The organism is Microbacterium sp. GXF6406, assembly GCF_054798215.1.
Genome location: NZ_JBSJZH010000066.1, coordinates 1 through 947 on the forward strand (window position 1 = coordinate 1; position 947 = coordinate 947).

Genomic DNA, 947 nt, shown 5'->3' on the forward strand with positions numbered 1-947 from the left:
CTAGGCCGTGTTGATCAAGTGGATTTGGCGTCGCGTGGGTGACTCTTGAACGGTGATGCGACACGAGATCTCTGATGAGGTGTGGTCTGTGATGGAGCCGCTGATGCCGACGGTGAGCGGACGGTCGCGTCCATGGACGGATCACCGACTCGCTGTCGAGGGCATGGCGTGGAAGTACCGGACCGGCGCCCCGTGGCGGGACGTGCCGGAGAGGTTCGGGAAGTGGAACTCGATCTACAAGCGGTTCAACCGATGGGCCGAGGACGGCACCTGGGAGCGACTGCTCGCCGAGGTGCAGAAGCAGGCCGACGCCGCCGGGAAGATCGAGTGGGTGGTTTCGATCGACTCGACCATCGCGCGAGTGCATCAGCACGGCGCCACACTCCCGCGGGACACAGGGGGCTCTGCCGAATCACAAGAATCCGTGGTTCGAGCCGCCTGATCACGGCATCGGCCGCTCCCGCGGCGGGCTGACAACGAAGCTGCACCTTGTCTGCGATGGTCGTGGCAGACCGTTGGGCATGATGATCACTGGCGGGAACGTCAATGACACCACCATGATGACCGCGACGCTCGAGGACATCCGCGTCCCCCGCCTTGGGAAAGGCCGGCCCCGCACTCGCCCCAACCGAGTGCTCGCCGACAAGGGATACCCGTCGAAGGCGAACCGAGCATGGCTCCGCGACCGAGGTATCGCCGCGACCATCCCCGAGCGTGACGACCAGATCGCGCACCGCCGAAAGAAGTCAGGCCGACCGATCGACTTCGGCGACCAGCAGCAGGAGCGCTACAAGGGGCGCAACGTCGTCGAACGCTGCTTCAACAAGCTCAAGCAGTGGCGCGGCATCGCGATGCGATCCGACAAGCTCGTGCGCAGCTACCGCGCCGCCGTCAGCCTCGCCGCCACGCTGATCTGGATCAAATCAGACTTGATCAACACGGCCTAG

The 947-nt window shown here is 64.7% G+C and carries 1 protein-coding gene; it reads left to right on the forward strand.

Annotated elements, in window-relative coordinates:
- Positions 1-55: 55 nt before the first annotated feature.
- A protein-coding gene (locus ACWAUG_RS13615; protein WP_460802838.1) for an IS5 family transposase occupies positions 56-947 on the forward strand; the annotation gives its coding sequence in 2 pieces (ribosomal slippage) (positions 56-409 and positions 411-947; 891 coding nt in all).